The organism is Bacillus sp. J33, from assembly GCF_000518885.1.
GTDB lineage: Bacteria > Bacillota > Bacilli > Bacillales > Cytobacillaceae > Cytobacillus.
This window is the reverse complement of sequence record NZ_JAEL01000047.1, coordinates 13,214-33,312: the sequence shown is the minus strand read 5'-3', so window position 1 is coordinate 33,312 and position 20,099 is coordinate 13,214. Positions and strand designations below refer to the sequence as shown.

The 20,099-nt window shown below is 38.8% G+C and carries 24 protein-coding genes; 13 read left to right on the top strand and 11 right to left on the bottom strand.

The features are described from left to right. Nucleotides 1-223 precede the first annotated feature (223 nt). The 3 genes from L634_RS0114665 to L634_RS0114655 all read left to right on the top strand — a co-directional run bounded on the left by L634_RS0114665 (nt 224) and on the right by L634_RS0114655 (nt 2,022). Entirely contained in the window at nt 224-685 is a 462-nt protein-coding gene (locus tag L634_RS0114665; protein ID WP_026583097.1) for a hypothetical protein, read from the top strand. 204 nt (nt 686-889) lie between these two features. Further along, nucleotides 890-1,768, top strand: coding sequence for an NAD(P)-dependent oxidoreductase (locus L634_RS0114660; protein ID WP_026583096.1), 879 nt, complete (start codon nt 890-892; stop codon nt 1,766-1,768). A gap of 74 nt (nt 1,769-1,842) precedes the next feature. Beyond that, on the top strand, nt 1,843-2,022 hold the full coding sequence (locus L634_RS0114655) for a hypothetical protein (RefSeq protein ID WP_026583095.1): 180 nt from the start codon (nt 1,843-1,845) through the stop codon (nt 2,020-2,022). 327 nt (nt 2,023-2,349) lie between these two features. Here L634_RS0114655 and L634_RS0114645 read toward each other — a convergent pair whose 3' ends face one another. Then, entirely contained in the window at nt 2,350-3,504 is a 1,155-nt protein-coding gene (locus tag L634_RS0114645) for an aminotransferase A (protein ID WP_026583093.1), read from the bottom strand. Nucleotides 3,505-3,624: 120 nt separating this feature from the next. Beyond that, the gene (locus tag L634_RS0114640) at nt 3,625-3,828 is read right to left on the bottom strand and encodes a hypothetical protein (RefSeq protein ID WP_026583092.1); all 204 of its coding nucleotides are present in this window, start codon (nt 3,826-3,828) and stop codon (nt 3,625-3,627) included. A gap of 281 nt (nt 3,829-4,109) precedes the next feature. On the opposite strand from L634_RS0114640, the gene L634_RS0114635 reads away from it, so the two are divergent. Both L634_RS0114635 and L634_RS0114625 read left to right on the top strand, forming a co-directional pair. Next, nucleotides 4,110-4,640, top strand: a complete 531-nt coding sequence (locus L634_RS0114635; RefSeq protein ID WP_026583091.1) for an RDD family protein — start codon at nt 4,110-4,112, stop codon at nt 4,638-4,640. A 316-nt stretch (nt 4,641-4,956) separates the two neighbouring features. Continuing rightward, nucleotides 4,957-5,421: a DinB family protein gene (locus L634_RS0114625; RefSeq protein WP_026583090.1), complete on the top strand. Its 465-nt coding sequence runs from the start codon at nt 4,957-4,959 to the stop codon at nt 5,419-5,421. Here the strand turns inward: L634_RS0114625 and L634_RS31175 are convergent. Next, nucleotides 5,418-6,035, bottom strand: a complete 618-nt coding sequence (locus L634_RS31175) for a TetR/AcrR family transcriptional regulator (RefSeq protein WP_051428337.1) — start codon at nt 6,033-6,035, stop codon at nt 5,418-5,420. The two genes, L634_RS0114625 and L634_RS31175, sit on opposite strands and share 4 nt — an antisense overlap. A 186-nt stretch (nt 6,036-6,221) precedes the next feature. Between L634_RS31175 and L634_RS0114615 the strand changes: the two genes are divergently transcribed. Then, complete coding sequence (locus L634_RS0114615; RefSeq protein ID WP_026583089.1) at nt 6,222-7,541, top strand: MFS transporter; 1,320 nt, start codon at nt 6,222-6,224, stop codon at nt 7,539-7,541. 199 nt (nt 7,542-7,740) lie between these two features. Further along, the gene (locus tag L634_RS0114610; RefSeq protein WP_026583088.1) at nt 7,741-8,649 is read left to right on the top strand and encodes a chemotaxis protein; all 909 of its coding nucleotides are present in this window, start codon (nt 7,741-7,743) and stop codon (nt 8,647-8,649) included. Between the two features lie 27 nt (nt 8,650-8,676). Here L634_RS0114610 and L634_RS0114605 read toward each other — a convergent pair whose 3' ends face one another. The 5 genes from L634_RS0114605 to L634_RS0114585 form a co-directional block, all read right to left on the bottom strand. Then, nucleotides 8,677-9,162, bottom strand: a complete 486-nt coding sequence (locus L634_RS0114605) for a YkyB family protein (protein WP_198029774.1) — start codon at nt 9,160-9,162, stop codon at nt 8,677-8,679. 69 nt (nt 9,163-9,231) lie between these two features. Next, nucleotides 9,232-10,497: an MFS transporter gene (locus L634_RS0114600; protein ID WP_026583086.1), complete on the bottom strand. Its 1,266-nt coding sequence runs from the start codon at nt 10,495-10,497 to the stop codon at nt 9,232-9,234. A 3-nt stretch (nt 10,498-10,500) separates the two neighbouring features. Continuing rightward, nucleotides 10,501-11,109: a PadR family transcriptional regulator gene (locus tag L634_RS0114595; protein ID WP_026583085.1), complete on the bottom strand. Its 609-nt coding sequence runs from the start codon at nt 11,107-11,109 to the stop codon at nt 10,501-10,503. A 148-nt stretch (nt 11,110-11,257) separates the two neighbouring features. Beyond that, nucleotides 11,258-11,755 carry a L,D-transpeptidase family protein gene (locus L634_RS0114590; RefSeq protein ID WP_026583084.1) on the bottom strand — a complete coding sequence of 166 codons (498 nt, stop codon included), beginning with the start codon at nt 11,753-11,755 and terminating at the stop codon, nt 11,258-11,260. Nucleotides 11,756-11,875: 120 nt separating this feature from the next. Then, nucleotides 11,876-12,751, bottom strand: coding sequence for a metallophosphoesterase (locus L634_RS0114585; protein ID WP_026583083.1), 876 nt, complete (start codon nt 12,749-12,751; stop codon nt 11,876-11,878). 582 nt (nt 12,752-13,333) lie between these two features. Here L634_RS0114585 and fadH point away from each other — a divergent pair. Then, nucleotides 13,334-14,098 carry a 2,4-dienoyl-CoA reductase gene (gene fadH / locus L634_RS0114575; RefSeq protein ID WP_026583082.1) on the top strand — a complete coding sequence of 255 codons (765 nt, stop codon included), beginning with the start codon at nt 13,334-13,336 and terminating at the stop codon, nt 14,096-14,098. A 298-nt stretch (nt 14,099-14,396) separates the two neighbouring features. Here fadH and L634_RS0114570 read toward each other — a convergent pair whose 3' ends face one another. Then, nucleotides 14,397-15,173: a C39 family peptidase gene (locus L634_RS0114570; protein WP_026583081.1), complete on the bottom strand. Its 777-nt coding sequence runs from the start codon at nt 15,171-15,173 to the stop codon at nt 14,397-14,399. 185 nt (nt 15,174-15,358) lie between these two features. On the opposite strand from L634_RS0114570, the gene L634_RS0114565 reads away from it, so the two are divergent. From L634_RS0114565 to L634_RS0114555, 3 genes are all read left to right on the top strand, one after another. Continuing rightward, nucleotides 15,359-16,573 carry an EAL domain-containing protein gene (locus L634_RS0114565; protein WP_026583080.1) on the top strand — a complete coding sequence of 405 codons (1,215 nt, stop codon included), beginning with the start codon at nt 15,359-15,361 and terminating at the stop codon, nt 16,571-16,573. A gap of 76 nt (nt 16,574-16,649) precedes the next feature. Continuing rightward, complete coding sequence (locus L634_RS0114560) at nt 16,650-16,889, top strand: hypothetical protein (RefSeq protein WP_026583079.1); 240 nt, start codon at nt 16,650-16,652, stop codon at nt 16,887-16,889. Between the two features lie 470 nt (nt 16,890-17,359). Beyond that, the gene (locus tag L634_RS0114555; RefSeq protein ID WP_026583078.1) at nt 17,360-18,067 is read left to right on the top strand and encodes a DUF3993 domain-containing protein; all 708 of its coding nucleotides are present in this window, start codon (nt 17,360-17,362) and stop codon (nt 18,065-18,067) included. 41 nt (nt 18,068-18,108) lie between these two features. On the opposite strand, the gene L634_RS0114550 is transcribed toward L634_RS0114555, so the two are convergent. Beyond that, nucleotides 18,109-18,348: a glutaredoxin family protein gene (locus tag L634_RS0114550; protein WP_026583077.1), complete on the bottom strand. Its 240-nt coding sequence runs from the start codon at nt 18,346-18,348 to the stop codon at nt 18,109-18,111. A 63-nt stretch (nt 18,349-18,411) separates the two neighbouring features. After that, nucleotides 18,412-19,365, bottom strand: a complete 954-nt coding sequence (locus L634_RS0114545) for an MBL fold metallo-hydrolase (protein WP_026583076.1) — start codon at nt 19,363-19,365, stop codon at nt 18,412-18,414. A gap of 183 nt (nt 19,366-19,548) precedes the next feature. Here L634_RS0114545 and L634_RS0114540 point away from each other — a divergent pair, with 183 nt between their 5' ends. Both L634_RS0114540 and L634_RS33435 read left to right on the top strand, forming a co-directional pair. Beyond that, complete coding sequence (locus L634_RS0114540; protein WP_026583075.1) at nt 19,549-19,785, top strand: YkuJ family protein; 237 nt, start codon at nt 19,549-19,551, stop codon at nt 19,783-19,785. 111 nt (nt 19,786-19,896) lie between these two features. After that, complete coding sequence (locus L634_RS33435; protein WP_157452407.1) at nt 19,897-20,046, top strand: hypothetical protein; 150 nt, start codon at nt 19,897-19,899, stop codon at nt 20,044-20,046. Nucleotides 20,047-20,099: the final 53 nt, after the last annotated feature.

The window sequence follows — 20,099 nt, the reverse complement described above, 5'->3', positions numbered from 1 at the left end:
TAAACGGGCAAAATTTATCAACAATTTATGAGAAAGAGCCAAAGAAAAACAAACAAATGAGTATGCAAAACAAAACCCATTTTTGAGCTGTGTTGTATGTTAAAAAAGCCTTGTAAAAGGCTTTTTTTTAATGCTTTCAGAAAAGGAGCGTAAACCTAGTTGTAAGTATTGGGGTTTATTGTAAGCCCCAAAAGGAAAAGGTAATGAAAAGGAGGAATTTAACATGAGAAAGAGGATTGTTATTTTACTGTTAACCGTCTTGGTAACAGCAAGCCTGGCAGGATGCATGCAGGGCAATCAGCAATCAATTGTCAATAGCCACGCTGAAGCATTGCTGACTAAAAACAATGAGCTTCAATTCCGCTTTAAGATTAATCATAAAATCCTTTCGGATGAAGAGTTATACAAAGTTAAAGTCCTGATACATAATGAAAAACTTGCAGCTGCATTGGGCAGGGATGAATGGGTCTATGGAGAAGAAACCATCATAGATGGAGAATACATAGAAGTTAACAATGAAAAAGGAAACTTCATATTTATGAACCCAATTCCACTTACAAAAGACTTGCATGTGTTTGAAATCGAAAAAATGATTGTTAATGAAGATGCAGTTTCAGTAGAAATCATTAACGATGATGAAGTAATCGCGCGCGCTTTCCTGAATAACTTTTCCTCACAGCTTTAAGCATTTTTAAAAGAAACATTATTTAAATAAGCGTTTTATTATAGCTGAATTCGGGTAATAGTAAATACGCGCATAAAATTGGGGATGGACCAGGCACTTGCCTGGTCTTTTGTCATTTAGAGGTCATATTTATTTTAAAAGTACAGAAGAAGTGCTAGAATAAATGTAAAAAATTCAGTCATTTCAATGAGGAGAGGATTCATTTTGATTTCACCAGAGAACACAGTTGTCGGATTTGTGGGAACAGGCGTAATGGGGAAAAGCATGGCGGGCCACCTTTTGAAAGCTGGCTATCCATTAATTGTTTATACAAGGACTAAAGAAAAAGCTTCAGAACTATTAGAGAACGGAGCAGAATGGGCTGAGACGCCATTGGAGGTTGCTCAGAAAGCAAATGTGATTATTACTATTGTTGGATACCCTGCTGACGTGGAAGAAGTGTACCTTGGTGAAAGTGGCATTATCACAAATGGAAATAAAAATACATATGTCATTGACATGACAACGTCAACTCCTACGTTAGCTAAAAAAATATATAAAGAAGCCGGCAAAAAGGGAATGCATGCTTTGGATGCTCCTGTTTCTGGAGGTGATGTTGGAGCTAGAGAAGCGAAGCTTTCGATAATGGTTGGCGGTGACAGGGAAGCCTTTCAGGCAGTCGAACCAATCTTCAATCTCCTCGGAACAAACATTGTTTACCAAGGAAAAGCCGGATCAGGGCAGCATACGAAAATGTGCAACCAAATTGCAATAGCTTCAAACATGATAGGTGTTTGTGAAGCAGTTGTGTATGCAGAGAAGGCCGGCCTGGATCCAAAGACGGTGCTTCAAAGCATATCTACCGGTGCTGCGGGCAGCTGGTCACTATCCAATCTGGCTCCAAGAATGATTGAAGGCAACTTTGAACCTGGCTTTTATATTAAACACTTCATTAAAGATATGACCATTGCTCTTGAAGAGGCAGAAGCAATGGGGATGATGACGCCAGGACTGGCACTTGCGAAAAAAATGTATGCCGAGCTGGCAGAGGAAGGCGAAGAGAACAGCGGTACACAAGCACTGTATAAATATTGGAATAAGTAATCCGACTTTATAAACGAATAAAGCCGCCCGATTCACTTCAAACTAACAAAGAAGATGAAAAGGGGGTTAGGCTTATGGCTAAAAGAACAAAGAAAAATGATCCTCAGCAAAAAAACAAAAAAGGCTTTGATTCTGCCGTCATTGATTCTGAATTCTCTCATGAATTAGGCAGTGCGGACACAAACAAAATTCATAAAGATAAAGCCAAAAAAGAAAAGGCTCCAAAGAATAATGGCCGCTATAAAGGTCAATAACGAAAAAAGGCAAGCAGGGTGCTTGCCTTTTGAATTTTGCAGAGGTTGGGTTAAGAAACGGTATCGCGTAGACCTGCGCAGAAAGCATGGGGCTTCATGCGTAAATGAAGAGAAGCAGCGTAATCGGGTCATCGCACACGAAAAAACCATGTCTCCGAACCTAAAAGGAAAGTTCATCATGCACAAAAACGTACAATCCACTAACGACGCAAAAAAAGTTCAATCCGACACGATTCTCCCATCAAATAAAAAAACGCCAGCCCGTCGCAAATTTGCGTTCAAGCTGGTGAAATAACGTTCATTTACAAAGGTTTGACCAAATAATCTCTACTCTCTAATCCCGGTCAAATATCTTTCTATTCGATCCAGGCCTTCTTTAAGTGTTTCCATGGAATAGGCAAAGGATATACGGAAATAGCCTTCTCCATATGTAGAAAATGCACTTCCCGGAACAACGGCAACACCAGCTTTTTCAACAAGTGATAAGGCGAAATCAAAAGAATTCATTGAAACAGGGGGCATTTTGATGAAAAAGTAGAATGCCCCATCCGGCTTAACAACATCCAGTCCCATATTAACTAAGCGCTCATAAACATAGTCCCGGCGCTTTGCATATTCCTGCCTCATTGGAATGGCATCGTTTTTGCCTGTTGTCAGTGCTTCCAAAGCAGCCATTTGCGAAATGGAGGACGCACATGTCACATTGTATTGATGAACCTTTAATATATGTTTTGCCAGATTTACCGGTGCAAATAAAAGTCCAATGCGCCAGCCTGTCATGGAGTGGGATTTGGATAATCCATTTATGACAATTGTTTGTTCGCGCAGCAGAGAAGCGATTGAATGATGTGACTGATCATAAATCAGTTCGCTGTATATTTCATCAGCAAGGATAAAAATATCACGACCCTTAATTAGAGCTGCAATATCTTTAAGTTCGCCGATGGTTAAACTGACACCGGTAGGATTCGAAGGGTATGGCAGGACGATGCACCTTGTTTTTTCGCTAATTTGTCTTTCAATTATATCAGCCGTAAATCGAAAATTGCTTTTGGTAATATCAGAATAGACGGGAGTTGCCCCGCAAAGCTTAATAATTGGTTCATATCCCGGATAAACCGGGCCTGGCAAAATGACTTCTGAGCCTTCTTCCAAGATTGTTCTAAATGTAATGTCAATTGCTTCACTAGCTCCGGAGGTCACGATTACCTCTGTATCGGGATTATATGTAAGATTATATTTTTCGTTTACAAAAGCAGATGCAGCTCTGCGCAAGCGAATGTCCCCTGCATTGTGCGTATACGAAGTAAAGTTATGATCAATTGCTTTCTTGCCGGCTTCTTTAACGTGAAGCGGAGTTGGGAAATCGGGCTGGCCAATAGTAAGGGAAATCATGTCTTTGGTGTCGGCAACCATGTTAAAAAATTTTCGGATTCCAGAAATTTCTATGTTCTTTACTTTGGGATTTATTAAATGTTCCAATGCATTCACCTCTCTAAATCATAATCTATATTCTATCACTTTGCAGCCTGCTGTTCTAATGGCAAAATATAAAAAAGCCCTGATAAATAATATCAGAGCTTTGTCATCCGTATATTTTTATTAGTATCCATAATCCCAGTCAACTTCATCTTCATGCCAGAATACAGGAGAAACTGCACCAAAGTCGATCACTTTATTTTCAAGATGGCATTGACAATGTTTGTCTCCGCACTGTTCCTTTAATTCTTCAAAAACGGAATGCTCCACATTTTCAATAATTGTCACCTTATTTTCATCATGGTAAAGGATCGCTGTACCTTTCATGCCTGATTGCACCTCTTTTTAGTATTATGTAATCCGATTTCTCTTTTACAAAATAATTGTATGCCGGTTAGAATAGTGTGTCTACAATATTGTTAAGATGTTCACAAAAAAGTCAAGATGAAAACGTTTTGTTTTTTGTAATCTAATTAGCAGAAATAAATTCGTGTAAATTTTTACAAATAGTTGAATATAATTCATTTAGAGATTAACATTAGTAGATAGTGGAAACTGAAATTCGGAATTTTAGTTTTCAAGATCTGCGTAAAAAAGGAGGTTATGAAATGGAGACAGCTTTGGAAAAGCAGCCTTTTGAAAGCACTAAGGAATATGGGGGATTCTGGATTCGTTTTGCGGCCTATTTAATTGATACTATTATTGTGGGAATCCCGCTATCTATTCTTACAATTGTTATTTTCATGATTTTCTTTGGGGCTTCAGACGCTTTTAATATGCTGTTAAGCGATCCTTCCTATATGGAAACTGAAATGACTGATGCAGAGGCGCTGGCGCTTTTGGGATCTTATTTTGGGGCAGCTGGTGTATCCGGAATAATCAGTCTTGTGGTTGCGCTTGCCTATTTTGCCGGCTTGCATGCATCAAAATGGCAAGGAACAGTAGGTAAAAAAATCTTGGGCTTAAAAGTGACTGACCTTAATGGAAATCGCATTTCTTTCTGGAGGGCGTTAGGCAGGTATTTGGCTATGTCCTTTTTGTCCGGGATTCTCTTAATTGGATATATTATTGCGGCCTTTACAGAGAAAAAGCAGGCATTGCATGATTTAATTGCCGGCACGGTTGTGGTGAAAAAATAGGACTTGTAAAGCTGTATGGCATCTGGCCGTGCAGCTTTTTTATTATTAAGCTATGTTTTAGAGGCAAGGTTTATTTAGTACTGTGTTATTGATTTAATGGAATGGGAAAGATCCTCCAAATGCATCCGCAACTCCTGCGAGGGGAATTTATTTGAGGGCTATTTCAATTCCAGCGCAAAGAGTGCAGGAATCCCGCAGAAAGCAAGTGACTTTAGCGGAAGTCAAAGGCAAAGATCAACAAAGCATATAATTAATAAGCAATAAAAGGATTTATTTTCTGCATGTGGAATATAAATTTAGGAAAGGGAGGATGTAAATGAAAAAGCAAGAAATGATGACTCACTATGAGTCATTTGCTTTGTGGCTGGAGTCTTTAAAAATGCTTGACCAGAAAACCTGGGAAAAGCCTGTTTCAGAAGGCAAATGGCCAGTAGCAGCAGTAGTTGCCCATTTATTATTTTGGGACAGATACTCGATTCAAGAGCGCTTTCCGTATTTTAAAGAGGGTGCAGAGCTGGACAGTTTTCCTGATTTTCAAAGTGTTAATGATGCGGCAAGAGAATACGCTGAAAAGCAGGAGCAGTGTGCAGTTATTGATGAACTATTGGCAATTAGGAAACAGTATCTTAAAATGCTAAGCAGCATGACAGAGCAGAACCTGGATACTGCTTTTAAAATAGGCAGCCATTCCTTGACAGTCCGTGATTATTTCGCAGATTTTATTGAGCATGATCTTCATCATAAAAAGCAGATTATGCAAGCAGCCGGTGTCAGCAATTAACACCGGCTATCAGGCAAGGGGGAGCGGGATTTTAAGACTGTAATATAGCATGTTATTACATCATGCAGCAAAGCTGGCAAAGTCTCGTATTCTGAATGATGCACCCAATAAAACAAGGTTCCAAAGAAGGAATTCACAATCAGTGTGGCTATACGTGAGGAATTTGCCTGTTCTGTAAATTCGCCTCTTTTTTGCCCTTCCTCAATCAAATTAATTAATATGGATCTGAATTCTGATGCTAGAAGGCTTTCGGAGGTTTGAAAATCTTTTACGGCAGTACTTATATGGAAGATAGATAATAGAAGAATTGGACCATATTCTTCGTTTTTAATAGCCATAAATTTAAAAAGCTTGTGCAAGCTTTCTTCAATTGATTCATTGCTATAGATAACTTCCTCGTAAAACGAATGAAGCAGCTTTAGCTGGGATTGTCCGACTAAATGCAGAACAGATTCTTTTGAATGAAAGTAATTAAAGAAAGTGCCTTTTGCAACTCCTGCATGGTCGGTAATTTGCTGGACAGTTGTATTTTGGAATCCCTGCTTCCTAAAAAGCTCTACTGCACTCTTAAAGATTAATTGTTTTGTATATTCTTTTTGTTCCTTCCGTTTCATTACTACCCACCTTAAATATAATACTTGCAATTATAGCATAATAAAAATTAATTATTTTAATATTCATTTAATTTTTACAAAAAATTTTAAATGATGTTTATAATTGAATTTTAAAAAATAAAAAGGGTTTTTCTGGATAGTCTTGAATAAGGAATAAGGTGTTTTTTACCATAAGGAGCTGATGAAATGGAAGTTGATAAAACGGAGCTGCAGAAGCAGGCAAAGCCGAGTTCCTGGCGGCTATATATGACATTGCCAATAGGATCATGGGCATTGTATGATTTTGCAAATACAATTTTTTCATCAAATATCAATACGATATTCTTTCCTTTTTATTTACAGGAAGTCATAGGTGAAAATGAGGTGTTAAATCAAATAGCCAGCACCTTTATTTCCTATTCGAATGCACTGGCAAGTTTTTTTCTAGTGCTTTTTTCTCCTTTATTTGGAGTCATGATAGACAGAACCGGAAAAAAGAAGAGGTATATCGTCGCCTTTACGTTAATCACTGTGCTGGCAACCATTTTGATGGGGGTCTTTGCGTCAAGCCAATTTGGCGGAAAAGTTATAGGGCTCCCCATTTATCTTGCATTAGTCATTATCTGTTTTGTAATTGCAAAGTTCTTTTACCATTCCAGCCTGGTTTTCTACGATGCAATGATTTCGGATTTAGGAACTAAAAAGGAAATCCCCTTGATTTCCGGATTTGGGGTTGCAGTAGGGTATGTAGGGACTCTTGTAGGCTTGACAGTATATTTATTTGTAGGGGATGACGGCTTTCATGAAGCGTTTATACCAACTGCTATATTATTTTTCCTTTTTTCATTGCCTCTCTTTTTCTTTGTTAAGGATAAACCGGTTGAGGTAAAAGAAAAACAAAGCTTTTTATCAGGCTATAGGGAAATCTGGCAGACTTTTAAAGAAATGAAGCATTATAAGGCCATTTTTACTTTTATGATCGCCTATTTTTTCTTAAATGATGCAATTGCGACCACAATTGCCATGATGGCAGTGTATGCCAAGACTATTGTAGGCTTTACGACCGGCAAATTTATTTTGCTTTACCTTGTATCAACTGTTTCTAGCATTATCGGCTCTTTCATTTTCGGATATATTACTAAAGCGAAAGGTCCAAATAAAGCCGTTAAGTATGTTGGGCTGCTTCTCCTTGTTGCTCTTGGAATCGCTGTTGGTTCCGTAAATGAATTGATGTTCTGGATTGCAGGCAGCATGTTCGGAATTGCACTCGGTTCAATGTGGGTAACGACCAGGACCTATATAGTGGAATTGACACCTGACCATAAGAGAGGGCAATTTTTTGGACTCTTTGCATTCTCGGGTAAAGTATCCTCAATCATTGGGCCGCTTATTTACGGCAGCATTACATTAATCTTTGCTGACTATGGAAACCTGGCAAGCAGAATGGCACTGGGATCATTAATGATTCTCACTTTAATTGGATTAATCATTCATTCCAGAATTAAAGAAGATGACAGTGCCGCATAAGTACCGCAAACAAATAGGTATTAAAATGATAATCACCTAAAGCAAGCCAACCGGCTTGCTTTTTAATATCCAAAGTAAAACATGAACACCTTCATACAATTATTGCAGTCTATTAAATTTCCATAAGAAAATTTACCCATTCATGGTATATTATATTAGTAGTGTAAATGCTTAATTAAAGATAGGAAGGGCGAAAATAATGGAGCATAGAAAGGGCATTTTGCTGGAGAGCGGAACGAATGAACTGGAAATTGTTGAATTCTCAATTGGGAAAAATAAATTTGGGATAAATGTTATTAAAGTGAAGGAAATCATCAATCCGGTACAGGTTGTTCCGGTACCGCATTCCCATAAACATATAGAAGGTGTTATAGAATTGCGGGGAGAGGTTTTGCCTGTTGTTGATGTGGCCGCTTCTTTAGGAATGCAGCCTTCTGAAACCCCGCTGCAGGATAAGTTTATCGTCACGGAATTTAATCAGCAGAAGATTGTCTTCCATGTACATAATGTTTCTCAAATCCATCGAATCTCCTGGAATCAGATTGAAAAACCATCAGAAATGTACCAGGGGACTGATAGCCAGATTATCGGAATCATCAAGCTACAAGGAGAAATGGTGCTTTTATTGGATTTTGAAAAAATAGTCACGGAAATAAATCCAAATACAGGGATTAGCATTCAGAAGGTCCAGAAGCTTGGAAAAAGGGAGAGGTCAGATAAGAGGCTAGTTGTTGCAGAGGATTCGCCTTTGCTGAGAAAACTGCTGCACGATACTTTGAATGAAGCGGGATATTTTAATGTTGAATTCTTTGAAAATGGCCAGGATGCTTTCAATTATTTGGAATCACTTGCACAATCTGGCCGCAATATCTCCAAGGAAGTACAGCTGTTGATAACAGATATAGAGATGCCGCAAATGGATGGACATCATCTTACGAAGAAAGTCAAAGACCATCCACAGCTTTCCGCAATTCCTGTTATTATTTTTTCATCTCTAATAACAGATGACCTGCGCCATAAAGGGCAGATTGTCGGAGCGGATGCACAAGTAGGCAAACCTGAAATTGCAGAACTTGTTCTTTTGATTGATCAATATGCATTATTATAAAAAGCTGGGTCTCCCCAGCTTTGCTTTCTAAAAATAACTTTCCCCCAGCTTTTTGAATACCGGTTTCTCATAACGCGGCTTTTTCTGAGAAGGCGGGCTTTGGTGCTCCTTTAATCCGGTATATGCCATTAGCAGCCTTTTCGCCGTGTTTAAAGATAGAGATGCTTTAGGATTTCTAACATGGGAATTAAGTTTTCCAAGATGGGGCAGCTGTGAAAAATCTTCCTTCGAAGGCGGCAGATGAAAAGAATAATTGCCGCATTGCACCAGCACATCTGATTGCTGCTGGCTATTTTTTGGGTTGCCTGAATAGTGAAGGCCTACCTTACTCGCTTTTCCTTCTTTTATAAGCTTATGGAGTGCATCATGCTTTAGCTTATATAAAAATTTTGGGTTTGGTGCTGTTTTTGCATGGCGGTTAACGGTAAAGATGGCTTGTGAGAGGTTTTCAACCGTTGGATGCAGATGGGGGTTATGTTTCTTGTCCGAATTCAATTGATTGTCTCCTTTCATATTTTAAAGGGGTATAGACCTATTATACCCCTTTTATTCAATAAAAACCAATATGGGCTTTCATTTGGCTTAAGCCTCCATTTGTTTTTCCTTAACCTCCTGGATGGGAGCTCTTCTTTTTATAATGGCTATAAGGGCAAGTAATCCCAATATGATGGTCGTTAAACCTGCACCAAGCATTACAGAAGGGGCTCCCATCCATTTAGCAAACATTGCACCAGCAGCAGGAGCAATTAGCATGGAAAAAGTCTGCAGCGACATAGCCGCAGAAGATACTCTCCCCATCATGCGTTTGGGTGTTTTTGATTGCAAAACATAGCCATACGGAACAGATTCCCCAGCTCCGAGAAGTCCCAGAAGGCATGCCCCGATAATCCAAATAAGTGGAGGAAAGTCAAGTATGCGGAATCCCCCCAGTCCAACTGATACAATCAAAATTCCACTTAAGACTGAGGAGGAAGCCATTAAATGAATCGGTTTTCGATTCCATTTTGTCCATTGTCCCAACAATAGGGACCCTGCAACACTTCCGAAACCCACCGAACTGATTAGCAATCCGAAACTGCCTTCATTAAATCCAAGGATTTGAGCGATAAAGACAAAAAGTCCATCATAAAGGAATATGATAAAGAATGCCGCAGAGGATAAAATGATAGATAGCTTTAGCAGCGGTGTATGTGCGATATGTTTTATGCCCTCAGAGAAATCAATCCAATACTTTCGTTTGAGGGAATTTCCGGAATTATCAGTATTCGGAATTTCCTTTAAGCTTGGCAAAAACAATAAAAAGATTGCAGCAATAAAGAAGCCTGCAGCTTCAAATAGAAAGGGGCTTTTGGGGCCAAATATGGCAATGATAGCACCGCCCAAAGCTGGTCCAGCTATTTTCATTGTATTAACCGAGAGCTGGCTAAGAGTAACTGCCTCTGCCAGCAGGTGATCGGGTACCAGCATTCTGATCGCACTTTGTCTAGCAGGATCATAGAGGGCAGAAACGGTCCCCTTTAAAAATACAAACAGCAGCAAAATATATAGATTAGGAGCAAAAAATAACCCTGCAACAAACACAATTCTTAACAGCAGGCAAACAATCATAACCGTTTTCTTTGGCAATCTATCTACGAATACACTCGCGAAAGGGCCGATGATAACCCATGGCAAACCCAGGACAATAAGGACAGATGCGATTGCAGTTTCGTCCAGTCCCCAATGATAGGCTACGATTACCTGTAAAGCGATAAAATCGAGCCAATTGCCCAAATCCGAAAAAAGCTGTGCGCCAAATAACGTACGGAAAGGCCTTAATTTTAGAGGTTTAAAAATCCCTGCTTTCATTGATCATATCTCCTTTTGTTCGCCTATTGCCTTTCTCCGCCGTTCAAGCAGTTTTTCTGTATTTCCATGGGGATCCTGGCCATCGGGAAGATCGTCGTTTTTTAAAGCCACTATTGATTCCTCAATCCATTTCAATTCAGTTTCAAGCTTCATTTCAGCATAGCGAATGGCCAGTGTCCCAAGCTTGCTGATATATGAGTACTCATTTTGGGGCCACTCTTTTACAAACCTAAGAATATCTTCAGTTTCTTCTTTTCTCTTTGATAAATGGCTAATTAAGATATTGTAATCCATATCTTCATGCCAAGTTGACATTTTCATTAGCAATTCGTCTTTAATGACTGGATAGGCAGGGGGTGCCTTCAGCCAATTTTCAAATTCTTCCCAGCCTTTCGGAGTTAGTTCATACATTTTTTTCTTCCGGCCGTTATCCTCGGAGTCGACCGTATATATAAGTCCATCTTCTTCGAGTTTTTTTAATTTGGGATAGATGCTCCCATAGCTCATTCCCCAATATAGGCCAGCAGCTTTATGTTCAAATTCAGATTTAATGTTATAGCCGGTACTGGGCCAAAAACTGAGTACAGCCAGCAGTGTATGTTCAACAGACAAGAGAAAGCTCCTTTCAAATTAAATCGTAATATATCATATTGATATATCGAAATGATATAACAATATGATATATCGAAAGTATGGAAATATCAACCATAAAATAAAAAACTTTCGCCCTTTTTGGCGAAAGCTTATATTTTAGAAAGGTTTATGGCTGAATTAATACCCTTGTGCCATTCGGAACTAGCCGGGCCAGTTCCAATACATCCTGGTTATACATTCGAATACAGCCTTTGGAAACCGATTGGCCTATAGACGCTGGATTGTTTGTTCCGTGAATCCCATAGCCGGATTTAGACAGGGAAAGCCACATCACACCGAAAGGACCACCAGGATTTGGCTCTCTGTTTACAATTACAAACTCTCCAATTGGTGTTTGGGTGAGCATTTTTCCAACGGCGATCGGGTATACCTTTTGGACAGCACCATTTTTTAAAAGCGTTAAATTTCTTTTTCCCCGCGAAACGATGATGGTGTACGGAATAGTATCAGGGTTGGGAAGGCCAGGAATCATAATTTGCTGGCCTGGATAGATTATATTTGGATTAATAATGGAAGGGTTGGCTGCAAGCAGCTGGCTGAGTGGTCTGCGGTAGTTTTTTGCGATAACGCCCAAAGTCTCACCCGGCTTTACAATATGGAAGATAAAAATCATTCCCTTCTTTAAAAGGTCTAATCCAAATATATGCATTTAAATGAAAGTTGGGACTATGAAAAAGAGGAGGAGAAAAAAGGAAAGCAGCAAAAAATAGCTGCTTTCCCTTTTCTAATCGCTACTGTTAGAGTGTAGAGTAAATACCGTCATTTCGGGCCTGGACAAAAATCGGAATGGGAGTCTGGTAGTGCCGAGTCCCCTGTTGACATATAGGGTGAGAGGTTCCTGGCTGCCAATCTCGTAAAATCCCTCATGATATCTTTCTGCATAGGGAGGCTTAACCAATGCACCGAAAAAAGGGATTTTGATTTGTCCGCCATGGCTGTGACCGCTTAACTGAAGGTGTATGCCAAAGGATGAGGCACCGTCAGCCAGATCAGGTGCATGGGACAATAAAATTTTATAGGAAGGGTCCTTAATGTTTTCAACAGCAAGCTTAATATCCGGCCTTCCCAGCATAGCATCATCAATTCCGATGATGTGGATACTGCTCCCGGAGACATCAATTTTATGGCTCTCATTCATCAGAAGGATAAATCCTGCTTTTTCCATAATAGATTTATAAATATCTGATCCATAGCCGCCATGATCATGGTTTCCATAAATGGCGAACTTCCCAAGAGGTGCTTTTATTTTTTCCAGAAGAGGCGCTACACGGCTGGCTTCTAGATACTTATTGGGCTCATCCATTAGGTCACCAGTGAAAAAGACTATATCCGGCTCTTGTTTGTTGAGTTTCATGATTAATTCTTCCAGCTGATCCAAATCATAATGAAATCCCAAATGAGTATCGCTGAATTGAACAATCTTCACATGATCGAAAGCTTTGGGAATAGTCTTATTAGAAATTTTATGGGTTGTAATATCCAAAAGCCGGGGCTCTATTTCTCGTGAATAGTAGTAGCCTCCCGCACTTAAACCGAAAGCGGCTGCGGCAAAGCTGAGCGCTCTTTTTAAAAAGGATCTTCTGGACACTTTTTTCGGCATTTATTTTACCAACCTATCTTTTCATATTTTATACTCCGGAAAATAGCCATATATTGCATTTCCCGGAATGGCCATTCTTTAGGCGTTCCTTCTAATACTATCAAACTATTTTATTAAAAAGAAGGAATAACTATTCGGTTTTTAATGCCTTCATTTCCCTTTTTTCTACTATCCTTTTTTATGCAAATCCTTTTTCTTTTAATTCATTAAATCGGAGAACAATAAACAAGTTTGACAGAGCTTTCTTTAAAATAGGCGGCTGTTGTTAAACCTGATTGTTGATTATTAGTTCCTGTTGATTGGAGCGGAAGGTGCTAATCCTGCGAAAATCCTCCGGCATTTTCTTGGGGCAGGGTGTTTATTCGAGGAAGCTGATTCAATGTCCTGCGGGAGGAGCGTGTCAAAAGGAGACCCCACAGTCACGAATGTCGGACCGCCCGCTGACAGCTTTGAGCTCCTGGAGCGGAAATCAACAGGCGATTTTAATTGTGCCTAAAAAATTTTCATATAAATAATTCGAAAATTCTATATTTAGTGGTAAAATAAAGAATGAATGATCATTCATTTTAGGAGGGAAGACTTTTGAAAAATAAAACAGTTATAGTGACAGGCGGATCCAGCGGTATGGGGAAATATATGGCGAAGCGTTTTGCAGAAGCTGGGGCAAATGTAGTTATAACCGGAAGAAATCCGGAGCGGCTGGAAGCAGCAAAAGCAGAAATTGAGACATCTCAAGGCCAAGTTTTGACTGTTCAGATGGATGTGCGAGAAATTGAACATGTTAAACATATGCTTAACGAAACAATTAATGCGTTTGGAAAAGTTGACTGTCTTGTTAATAATGCCGCTGGGAACTTTATTTGTCCGGCAGAGCAGCTAAGTGCAAATGGGTGGAATACTGTTATTAATATTGTATTAAATGGAACCTTTTATTGCTCAAGTGAAGTCGGAAAATACTGGATTGAAAAAGGGATAAAAGGAAGCATTATCAATATAGTGGCTACATATGCATGGGATGCAGGTGCAGGTGTTATCCACTCGGCAGCTGCCAAAGCAGGAGTATTATCCATGACTCGTACATTGGCAGTCGAGTGGGGAAGGAAATATGGAATCAGAGTGAACGCTATAGCTCCAGGGCCAATTGAGAGAACAGGCGGGGCAGACAGGCTTTGGGAATCTGAGGAAGCTGCTAATAGGACGATTCAAAGTGTGCCGCTTGGCAGGCTTGGGAAACCTGAAGAAATTGCAGAATTGGCTTTCTTCCTATTTTCAGAACATGCAGGTTATATTAATGGGGAATGCATTACAATGGACGGAGGCCAATGGCTAAATCAATTTCCGTTTTAATGCATCAAGTTTTTCTTAAAGTGTGTTGCTTTTCAGGGTGCTAAGGAACATTGACTTCCCGATTAAGCATCTGTATTTTTTTCGTACGGTATTTATTCAAGAATGCTTTTCCATATTGTCCCTCCGGGAAGAGAGGGAAGTGGGATACCCCACAGGCAGCCTGGGTGGCTCTAATTCCTCCCCAGCGGAAAGCTTGAAGTGCCCTAAGCAAAAATGAACAGGCAAAATTTATAAGTAAAAACAACCTTTATATATATAAAAGAAACCGGCTGAATTTAATTCAGCCGGTTAGCATAATTTATTGGTAGCTGACAGCTCTGGATTGCAAGGCTTTCCAGGATGAAATGAATCTTTCTTTTGAAACTTTCATCTGCTTTTTGCCGGAAAGCGGGTCGTTTAAATAAACATACTGATCATCGTAGCCAACCAATACTACAGCATGCAAATCTAATGGTGTTTTTATCGTTTGATTTCCATGCGTCCATGACTCCCAGCGGTCTGGAAGCCTATAGTCCCCTGTAGTCCAAACGACAACAGGATATCCTTTGGATACATGGCTTAAGACGGATTCAAAATTTTGTCCGGTTAAATTAATGGCTCTTCCTGGCAAATATTTATTAACCAAGTCCTCAATTGGTTTATCAAAAATAGCATATCCGGCACTTCTTCCTGTCATATCACCTACAAACCCTTCTGCCGGATTACCCCATTTTATAATATCACCTTTGGAGCGTATTAGCGGATCATTATCCTTCTTTACGCTATTATACAAATCCATTTTTCCAACTTTCAAACCTGCATGCTGCAGTACCATTGTAAGGCTTGTTACTTCGCACCCATACTTTAATTCTGGATTTTGGCTGATCAGTGGAACATCAATCATGACAGACCGCTTTTTACCCTCCACAGCCGAATTAGTGTTTTGGGCTGTAAGGTTTTTCGCTTTTGGCTGCTCTTCCCTTGCATATGTTTGGGTTTGGCCAGCCAATTCCATTGAGCCTGTTGGACTCACTGGTTCGGCATGGCTGCACCCCAGCAAGGGAATAAGAAGGAAAACCATTAGGAAATTCCTCAATGAAATACCCCTCTTTTCTATGATGTCCTGCTTTTATATTGTGAGAAATGGTTGTTCAATATGATATTAAGCTTTTGGGAAACCATGCTGATTTATCAATTAGTGGAACCTTTATTTTGAATAGTAACTGTTTTGTACGAATATGGTATAATAATTCATTAATATACATAGGGAGGCTAATGGACATGGATGCGTTGGATATTCTTACAGATTTGGATAATGTCTTTCCTTATTTCCAGCCAATATTCAGTGCGGATGAGCATCGTGTCATTGGTTATGAGGTACTGGGGCGGTATAGGGGAACAGATGGAATTGTCAGTCTTGGGCCTTTTTTTCAGGATGAAAACATTCCTGAAGAATTTCGGCTTGAGGTCGATCATGTAATTTTAAAGAAGGCTTTGGAAAAAGCGCTTGACCTGGATAAAGACATTATGATTTTTGTAAACAGGGATGCAGACCTTTTAATGCATAATGACGGAGAGCAATTTTTGAATATACTCCGCAGCTATGAAAATAAAGGCATAAAGCTTGACCGGATCGTTCTTGAAATAACCGAACGAAATTATAAAGGAGATATTGACCATATTGACCATCTTTTAAATTATTACCGCACTTATGGAATTAAATTAGCGATAGATAAACTTGGCAATGAAAGCAGTCATCTTGATCGTATAGGACAATTAGCTCCTGATATTTTAAAGGTAGACTTAATATCAATGAGGTCAACCGCAGCTGCCTATAATTTTAACGATATTCTTTATTCATTATCCATGCTTGCCAGAAAAATTGGAGCAAGCTTGCTTTTCGAAAATATTGAAATGGTCTATCAGCTGCAATACGCCTGGAAAAATGGGGGACGTTATTATCAGGGCTATTATTTGCAAAAACCTGCAGAACATTTTACGGAAAGGAATATGCTAAAAGAAAAGCTCAGAGAGGAATGCCATCAGTTTATTGTCCATGAAAAGAAAAAGCTTGAATCGCTTTATCAAGTTTCACTGGATTTCAATGAAAAGCTGAGTGAGTTCATTAATAAAAACCGAAAGAGTGCCGATTACGAAGATACCCTAAAATACCTCGCAAAGCTTTTGGATGGAGCTGCTTTCCGTCTCTATATCTGCGATGAAGATGGATTTCAAAAGTCGCCTAATTTATTTAAGGTGGATAGCATATGGACTTTTCAAAAAGAATATCTTCAGAAAAATTGGAGCTGGCGTCCTTATTTTTTGGAAAATATTATGAAAATGAGGATAAACAAAAAAGGCATTCTTTCTGATTTGTATACAGATATTGAAACAGGGGAGACAATCAGGACATTCTCCTTCCCGCTTAATGCTGAAGATTATTTATTTGTTGACTTATCATACAATTACCTTTATGAGCATGATGGATTATTATAGAGGTCCAAATAACAAGTATAAACAGTCGCTCAATGAGGAAATGTAAGTGTAGAACTTTCCTTAAGGAGAGATTAAAATGAGTACTTACACTTTGATCATTTTATTAATAGGAGCGGGGATACTTGTGTATTCCTTGGTATACACCTTATTTGTTGCAAAAGAGCGGAAAGCTGTCCGAGGAGATATTGATACTGAAATTCCGGATCAAGTACAAAAGCATGCCTACATCCGCAACCCTATTTTCATAACCTATGCCATTTTCTTTGGGATAGTCCTGATCATGATTGCTTACTTTGCATTTACTTGGAATTGGTAAAAAGGCCCAGCATTGGGTCTTTTTTTTTCGCTTTTTTTGTAAAGTTTGAGCTATTCAGAGCTAACTAAGTTGAACCAACTGAGTTAATTGTAGTGGAGGGCACTTGACTTCACGAAAATTCATTCGCATTTTCTTCCGACGAGATGTTTATTCAAGGATGCTCCTTTCAATGTCCTGCTCAGAAGAGAGGCTCTCATCCCTGCCCGCGGGAAAGCTTGAGTGCCCGGAACGGAAATCAGCGGGCAAAAGCATTATTCTAGAAAATAATTGGTAAAAATTCACATTGAAGTATAAGGCCCGATTTTGTGCTTAAAATGTTAATTTTTTGTCAATGCGGGTAGATTTATTACAAGAAAAGAATTTTTCTGTCAGAATATCAGGGAATTTCTTGTACGAAAAGAGATGGTAGATCATTCTTTTGCTGGTAAAATTGAGGGTAACATATAAGCTAAAAAGAAAGGGAGAGTGGAATGTACAAGCACTTATTTTTTGTATTCATTTTTGCAGCCATGTTCGCAGTTAGTCCTTCCCATCCTTATGCTAAGAGCAGCTTTTCAAGCAATGATGAAATCTACAAATTTTTACAGGAAGCATTTCAGGCGCAAGTTTCATTAAGCGAGGAAGAAAGAAGCAAAGAAGAAGTTAATGATATGCTGGATCCTTATTTTTCGGAAACGGCCAAAAAACAATTCCTGAGTGAAAATTTGGTTTCTGAAAATGGAAAATATATTATTTACGGTTCAGACTCAGCCCCGTTTTATATTCCGTTTTTTTCGTATTCTGATGATACCAAAGTAGTTGAGAGTAAAGATGAAATTTACGTTTTTGAATATTTTCCGGAAAACCATGAGGGCCCGGTAAGCTATGAAAGCCATTATGAAGGAATTTTGCTCGAAAAGGAGAATGGGCAACTGAAAGTTTCCCAGTTTTTAGGTGGGAATATACCAAAAAATATACTGAAGAACGCTGATCATTCTATGCAGGAAAGAACACAAACTTCATTTAAAATAACCGATGAATCAAGCTTTCTTAAAAAACCTTCATACCAGTTCAGTTTTCTGATTAATCCATTCGATGCATTCCTTCTGACAGGGAGTATTTTTGCAGCCGACAATAGCAATGGCGTTCTTGCCCAAATTGAAAAACAAGAATTAAACGGACAGCTGGCTTCCAATTAAAAAGAGAGCTTAAAAGCAGCGATTGCTTTTAAGCTCTCTTTTTATTCGCTAATGTTCAGGACTGACTTCAGTTTTTCAAGATCAAAACCGGTTATGACAGTGTCCCCGACGATAACTGTTGGAGTAGAGAAAGACTTATACCTTTGGGTTAACTCCTTGTGTGCGGCTGTATCTTTTTTTATATCTCTTATTGTAAAAGAAAAACCACAATCTTTTAAAAACATTTTGATTATTTCACAGGGCGGGCAGTCTGGCTGTGTATACAAAATTATTTCCTTCAAAATAAAATCCTCCAAATGAATGATACAGATTGTTTATTATAATAATTCAGTACTGAAAAGTAATCAATTACCCTGCTTGTGAAGATAATCAATTAATCCCATGGCACAAACCTCTATGTCAACAGAAAGAATTTCATAGACAGGATGGTCTTTTGATATGCCTTTATCAGTAAGATAAGTTTTAATTTGATTGGCGAGTTTGTCTTTTGCTGCCTGCGTTTGCGATTCAAAGGAACCCCCTTCCTCCACGCCTGATTTGCCAGCAGTGATAAATACGTCAAGCCACTCCCTAATTTGCCTGTACACTTCTTTTGGATTACTGCTCATGCCGTAATGTCCAAAGAAGATATAGTCCAAATTCAGCTTTTCATACATTTCGATAGAGTCCAGCATTTTCTTTGGGTTAAATTGATTTGGTGAAGTGGAAGGCAGATATAGCTCAATGCCCTCTTCCTTTAGCTGCGGGTAGGTGACTCCTGCAGTATCACCAGTAAACATACCATTTACAACTGGGTGGAAAATGCTGAAATGGTGGTTTGCATGTCCAGGCGAATTATAAAATTTAAGTGTGCATCGGGGTCCAATAGCAAGTTCGTCTTCATGGTCTTTAATCATAATTTTGTCTTGCGGCACTGGAAGAACCGGATCAAATAGTTCATTAAACTTATCACCGTAAACAGCTTTTGCACCGGCAATTAAACGGGAAGGATCAGAGATGTGCCTTGCTCCCTTGGGATGGACGATTAGCTTTGCATTTGGGCAATGGGTTAGAAGCAGACCTGCTCCTCCGGCGTGATCCAGGTGGATATGTGTCACAATAATGTAGTCTACTTCCTCTGGCCTCAAATTGAGCTCTTTTATTCCTTGCAGAATATAAGGGATGGAGGGGCTTGCGGATGTTTCGACCAGGGTTAGGTGTTCTTCCATTAAAACATATGTACCGGTACGTTTTTCCTTCGAGAGATCAAAATCATCAATTAAGTAAAGGTTTTCAGCCAGTTTTTCAGGTTTTTCCAAAAAAAATCACACCCTTTATAAAGGTTTTGCTTGTACAAACGCATGACATTATTTTATGCTGTTAATATTGGTATGTAAAGCATTAAGGTTGAATATTCTGAATTCAATTCATTAGGATAGAAACATGCCAAAAGAGAAACCTAAATGTATGATTATGGGTTTTGTTTTGAAAGGAGAGAGAGCATGTCACAGCTTCAAGGTATATTAACACGCTTAAAGAGCTTGCAGGAGCAATCAACTGGCGGAGAACCAATGCAAAGATTTTTTGAGGTAAATGGAGAAAGGAAATGCCAGGTTACCTACCATCCAAAAAATGAAACATTTGAATTGGAAGTTTATAATGATAAAGAAAAGCCAAAAAGATATCAATTTGATAATATTGATATGATTACGATTGAAATTTTTGACTTGATCCAATAATTAACCACATACATAAGGGGCCTTTAAGGCTCCTTTTTTAATTTGGATTCAACCTGACAGAAATTTATGGAATGATGATATAATGGCTTAAACAAATGACAGAGGTGTAAAATGGATTATTTAATCTTGATCCTGCTTTTTTTTACAGTGCTTCTTATGCTGGCAGATTTGATTAATACAAAAAAGGAAGTTATTTTAATTCGGAAAACGCTTGAAGAGCTGAAAAAAATTCTTGAAGAAAACAGGAATCAAAAAAGGTAAAGGATACATATCCGATTTAAATAAAGAAAAGGATATTAACAAGAGGTGATATT

Excerpts from the sequence above, each read along its gene's own strand:
- L634_RS0114585 (WP_026583083.1), bottom strand. The coding sequence starts at position 12,751 with ATGCCGAAAAAAGTGTCCAGAAGATCCTTTTTAAAAAGAGCGCTCAGC.
- L634_RS0114665 (WP_026583097.1), top strand. The coding sequence starts at position 224 with ATGAGAAAGAGGATTGTTATTTTACTGTTAACCGTCTTGGTAACAGCA.
- L634_RS0114555 (WP_026583078.1), top strand. The coding sequence starts at position 17,360 with ATGTACAAGCACTTATTTTTTGTATTCATTTTTGCAGCCATGTTCGCA.
- L634_RS0114625 (WP_026583090.1), top strand. The coding sequence starts at position 4,957 with ATGAAAAAGCAAGAAATGATGACTCACTATGAGTCATTTGCTTTGTGG.
- L634_RS0114640 (WP_026583092.1), bottom strand. The coding sequence starts at position 3,828 with ATGAAAGGTACAGCGATCCTTTACCATGATGAAAATAAGGTGACAATT.
- L634_RS0114565 (WP_026583080.1), top strand. The coding sequence starts at position 15,359 with ATGGATGCGTTGGATATTCTTACAGATTTGGATAATGTCTTTCCTTAT.
- L634_RS0114635 (WP_026583091.1), top strand. The coding sequence starts at position 4,110 with ATGGAGACAGCTTTGGAAAAGCAGCCTTTTGAAAGCACTAAGGAATAT.
- L634_RS0114655 (WP_026583095.1), top strand. The coding sequence starts at position 1,843 with ATGGCTAAAAGAACAAAGAAAAATGATCCTCAGCAAAAAAACAAAAAA.
- L634_RS0114560 (WP_026583079.1), top strand. The coding sequence starts at position 16,650 with ATGAGTACTTACACTTTGATCATTTTATTAATAGGAGCGGGGATACTT.
- L634_RS0114610 (WP_026583088.1), top strand. The coding sequence starts at position 7,741 with ATGGAGCATAGAAAGGGCATTTTGCTGGAGAGCGGAACGAATGAACTG.
- L634_RS0114605 (WP_198029774.1), bottom strand. The coding sequence starts at position 9,162 with ATGAAAGGAGACAATCAATTGAATTCGGACAAGAAACATAACCCCCAT.
- L634_RS0114615 (WP_026583089.1), top strand. The coding sequence starts at position 6,222 with ATGGAAGTTGATAAAACGGAGCTGCAGAAGCAGGCAAAGCCGAGTTCC.
- L634_RS0114540 (WP_026583075.1), top strand. The coding sequence starts at position 19,549 with ATGTCACAGCTTCAAGGTATATTAACACGCTTAAAGAGCTTGCAGGAG.
- L634_RS33435 (WP_157452407.1), top strand. The coding sequence starts at position 19,897 with ATGGATTATTTAATCTTGATCCTGCTTTTTTTTACAGTGCTTCTTATG.
- L634_RS31175 (WP_051428337.1), bottom strand. The coding sequence starts at position 6,035 with ATGAAACGGAAGGAACAAAAAGAATATACAAAACAATTAATCTTTAAG.
- L634_RS0114600 (WP_026583086.1), bottom strand. The coding sequence starts at position 10,497 with ATGAAAGCAGGGATTTTTAAACCTCTAAAATTAAGGCCTTTCCGTACG.